We start from the raw sequence: 4,361 nt of genomic DNA, 5'->3' as shown, positions 1-4,361 counted from the left end.
GCAGATCGAATAACTTGGACATACAGCTACGAATCTGAGCAAGTTTCACAGAACTCCGAAAAGGCTCAAATACAGTAGCAGTTTCAGAACACTGCGCTAATAGTCCTAAATCTGAAGTTATTTTCTCATTCGGAGTCGGGGTGAAATAAACATCCATTTCCCGAACTTCGCCACTAATTTTTAGTGAAGTCTGAACCTCACCCAAAGGTGATAATAAAGATTCCAGAAAATCTTTTGCAAATTGGTCGTGTGGAAATCGAGTCATCGATCGTGCTAGTTTTAGTGAGTCGCCTGAAGTTCAGCATAGGCTTAGTGTCTACACCACACAAGTGACGACATAGACATCGGTTTCACCAGGTAAACCGATCGTGAAGTAGAGCTTAATCTTATCCCAACCCTGCTCGAAGCCCGTCTTCACACCACGGAGCAATTCTTCATTCGTCAAACCTTTATTAATAATATCCCGCAACCGTTGGGTACCCGCTTCCGGCGCGAAAGTTAAGCCACCTTTGCGCGTACCACCGATGACATTGGCGATATCTTCATCAAATCTATCCACCCGCTGACTGGGAAGCGAGAGCGAGATATTCTCATCCTTGAGCCGATTCTTGATTTCCAAGCCCACGGCGGGGAGGGCGAGATAATCCGAGCAACTAAGGGAGAGGAGAGAGAACTCATCATAACCCGTAGATCGCAATTCTAATTATTCGATCGAATTTAATAAATTTTAGCTTTATTGGACTCAGAAATCGCTGCAAGCACTTTTTTACGATGTAAATACATGTTCCAGAGATAGATCGCAAACTATCGAACAAACAATAGGGCATCGACATGAAATAGTTTACCTAATAAATCGGCACTCGATCGACCGATCTCAGCTTTACCAGTTAATACGTCTTCAACTGCCTTAGTAGAACCAAAAATATGCACCAGCTCGGATGGCTGCATATCTCTCTGATCCATCAAAAACGATAACATCGATCGAGGGTTATTCTCTGTTTGAGGTTGATAAAATTCCTGCTCAAACTTCTCAATTAATACAACTAACAACTCATAAAGTTCTTGTTGTTCGGGTGTACGACTGGGTAAGTGCATCAACTTCTCTACCATCGCCAGAGCTTGCTCATTCTCCTCTTCTGTTTTAATTAGCTTTGGCTGATATTCAGATAATAAGTCTATATATCGATCGCGATTAAAAGTAAGCGTCATTTTTCTATTGCTCCTTATCGTACTCTGCGTGAGTGAGAATATATTTGATGTAGATTATTTTTAGTAAAACCATACACGGATATTGAATACACCGGATGGAGTTCTGCTAATAGTTCTATTTTTTGCCCTACGACATTCTATCCCTCCAGTCACATTCTTTGCTATCCAAACATAGAAATCCCCGATTCTAACCTTTGATGGTAATTTAATACTGACAGATTTTCGGATGATACCTGTCTTTTTCATCAATTCTAAGTTAATTTTAAATTCTTTTGTACACTTGCTTCTGTATTTTGTCTGTCTTTCTCTGAGTTGCTCAGGACTTAATGGGTCTAGTCCTAACTTAGCTGAATAACTAAGTCTCATATGATAGTCAATCATTTCATCATAATCAACTTCTGCTACTATAGCTTCTTGACCTTTAATTACTCTACTATGCTTGATTTGTGGAACTTGCTCTACATATTTTTCCTTAGTACTAACATTTGTTAACTCAAAAAATACATCTCCTGTTATCTTATTTACAGTTAGATCGAAAGTAAAAAATTCAAAGTTCAGCGTTGTATATATTTTATCTACAAAGTTGTGCAAATGAAATGATGGTGCAACTGCAATTAGTTTAACTGGTTTTCTGTAGTCTATTCCATTTAATCGTGGCTTGTTTTCAATCAATCCATGATAATATCTGGTGAGTTGCTGAACAATATATCTATCCTCTGTATTTTTCAACTCAATAATAGTCAATTTTCCTTGATTATCTGTTGCTAAAACATCACAGATTTCAGTCCCAATTCTATATTGCCTAGAGATTGGCGATAAATTCAGTAATCTATCTAAGTGAATGAACACAAAGTTTTCAAGCTCTGTCTCACTTTTAAATTTAAAATTCCCTTCTTTTGTCTTGATTATTGTGCTCAATGGTAAAAGCTACCTCTTTATGGATCATTAGCTAGTATTCCCATTTATAGCTATAAATATGACACAATCCATGACTTCTACTTCTTCAGTCCCAAAGTAATTGTACTATGAGCATCAATTGCGACACGATCCGTCATCTAATTGACTCATTATTTCAGCTACTGACTTCGGTTTCAACTTGCCCGATTGTACATCCAATGCCGCTTGTCGTGCGTATTCTGCGAACTCAGTTCTACGGGTTTCAGATTTGTGCGATCGGATTGCTATTACTAGAGCTTCTTGTTCTTCGGGAGGTAAGTCTAGGGCAGCTTCTAAAACTTGTTGTAATGTAGTCATCTTTTTAAATCGGTTTAGTTTGTTTGCAGTGTTCGATCGCTATCACGACATCGATTCTCTTAACCCGATCGCGATTTTACTGTGTTCTTCGATTTGGGACATTACCTGACGAGCGCGACTAATTACTTGTGGGGGTAAACCTGCCAAGCGTCCGGCTTCGATACCGTAGGATTTACTCGCGCCGCCCGGTTGGACTTGGTGGAGGAAGATAATTTTGTCGGGTAATTCTTTGACTGTGACTTGGTAATTTGCCACGTTGGGGAGGATGGAGGCGAGTTCGTTGAGTTCGTGATAATGGGTGGCAAAAATCGTGCGCGAACCGATTTCGTTGGCGAGATATTCCGATACCGCCCAGGCGATCGAAAGTCCGTCAAATGTAGCGGTACCGCGTCCGATTTCGTCTAGTAAAACGAGGGAGTTGGGGGTGGCGTGGTTGAGGATGTTGGCGGTTTCATTCATCTCGACCATGAATGTGGATTGTCCGGTGGCGAGATCGTCTACTGCTCCGACGCGGGTGAAGATGCGATCGCAAATCCCTAATGTGGCGGCGGTGGCGGGAATAAAACTACCAATTTGCGCCATGATTTGAATCAAGCCTAATTGCCGTAAATAGCAACTTTTACCGCTGGCATTCGGCCCCGTCAGGACGATCAGATCGGGATGTTCGACGCTGGGGGTGATGTGTTCGGCTTGTCCCAATTGGGTGGAATTGGGGACGAAGAAACCAGCGAGGAGGGCTTTTTCGACGACGGGATGGCGACCGTCGGTAATGTGGATTTCGCGGGTGGGTACCATCTGGGGGCGACAATAGCCTTGAGTAGCGGCAATTTCGGCTAAACCGCATAAGACATCAACTGCGGAAATACTGCGGGCGATGGTGCGGATTAGTTCGGTATGGGCGGCAACTGTGGTGCGGAGTTCGACGAAAATTTCATGTTCGACCCGGTTGAGATCTTCTTGGGCGGTGAGGACGCGGACTTCCCGTTCTTTGAGTTCGGGGGTGATGTAGCGTTCTTCGTTGGTGAGGGTTTGTTTGCGGATATAGTCGATCGGTACTTGGTCGGCTTTGAGGCGGGAGATGCTGATGTAGTAGCCGAAGGTTTTGTTAAAGCCTACTTTGAGATTAGCAATTTCGGTGCGTTCGCGTTCGATCGCTTCTAAATTGGCAATCCACTGGAGATCGCCAGCAGCGGCGGCACGCATTTCGTCGAGTTGGGGGTGGATGCCCGATCGAATGATACCGCCTTCTTTGAGGTGTTGGGGTGGGTGTTCGACTAGATGTGCGGCGATTTGTTGTCCCAAGGCTTCGAGTTCGGCGGGGACTTGGTGGAGGATTTTAAGGAAGGGGGATTTGCCTTTGCTGGCGATGCTGGCAAGTTCGGGGAGTTTGAGGAAGGAGTCGGCGAGGGCGACTAAATCGCGGGCGTTGGCGCGTCCCGATGCGGCTTTTCCCGATAGGCGTTCGATATCGTAGATCTGTTTGAGCAGTTGTTGGAGATCCTGACGCAGGAAGGTTTGTTCTACGAGTTCTTGAATAGTATCTTGGCGTTTATTGATGGAGGTGATATCTAGTAGGGGTTGTAAGAGCCAGCGGCGCAGGGCGCGTCCGCCCATCGCGGTACAGGTTTTATCTAACGCCCAGAGTAGGGAGCCTTGAAAGTAGCCATCCCGCACGGTTTGAGTAATTTCGAGATTGCGGCAAGACTGACGATCGAATACTAAATAATCGCCGAGTGAATAGGTGCGTAAGGGTTGCAGGGTAACGGGATTCCCTTTTTGGGTGGCTTCGAGATATTCCAACAAGCCGCCAGCCGCCCGCACAGCTAGCGGAAACGGCGCACACCCCAAAGATTCTAGCGATCGCATTTTGAAGGTGTCCATCAGCCGTTGCTTGGCTT

General features: G+C 44.7%; 4 protein-coding genes and 2 pseudogenes. All 6 read right to left on the bottom strand.

Features of this window, described 5'->3' with window-relative positions; all coding sequences use genetic code 11:
* A pseudogene (locus RMO79_RS22850) lies at positions 1–265 on the bottom strand (hypothetical protein); the annotation flags it as partial.
* A gap of 66 nt (positions 266–331) precedes the next feature.
* Positions 332–697 (bottom strand): annotated as a pseudogene (locus RMO79_RS22845) (radical SAM protein); the annotation flags it as partial.
* A gap of 107 nt (positions 698–804) precedes the next feature.
* Positions 805–1,209, bottom strand: a complete 405-nt coding sequence (locus RMO79_RS22840) for a transcriptional regulator (protein WP_310485565.1) — start codon at positions 1,207–1,209, stop codon at positions 805–807.
* Between the two features lie 60 nt (positions 1,210–1,269).
* Entirely contained in the window at positions 1,270–2,127 is an 858-nt protein-coding gene (locus tag RMO79_RS22835; RefSeq protein ID WP_310485564.1) for an endonuclease NucS domain-containing protein, read from the bottom strand.
* Between the two features lie 114 nt (positions 2,128–2,241).
* Positions 2,242–2,463: a hypothetical protein gene (locus RMO79_RS22830; protein WP_310485563.1), complete on the bottom strand. Its 222-nt coding sequence runs from the start codon at positions 2,461–2,463 to the stop codon at positions 2,242–2,244.
* 42 nt (positions 2,464–2,505) lie between these two features.
* A partial coding sequence (gene mutS / locus RMO79_RS22825; protein ID WP_396136660.1) for a DNA mismatch repair protein MutS occupies positions 2,506–4,361 on the bottom strand: 1,856 nt, incomplete at its 5' end.

Origin of the sequence: Chamaesiphon sp. VAR_48_metabat_403 (genome assembly GCF_031422475.1) — a bacterium.
In the GTDB taxonomy this organism is placed as follows: Bacteria; Cyanobacteriota; Cyanobacteriia; order Cyanobacteriales; family Chamaesiphonaceae; genus Chamaesiphon.
The sequence above is the reverse complement of the archived record's forward strand: the minus strand, read 5'-3'. Positions and strand labels throughout refer to the sequence as shown.

Coding starts and splice junctions, on each gene's coding strand:
- RMO79_RS22830 (WP_310485563.1), bottom strand. CDS start 2,463: ATGACTACATTACAACAAGTTTTAGAAGCTGCCCTAGACTTACCTCCC.
- RMO79_RS22840 (WP_310485565.1), bottom strand. CDS start 1,209: ATGACGCTTACTTTTAATCGCGATCGATATATAGACTTATTATCTGAA.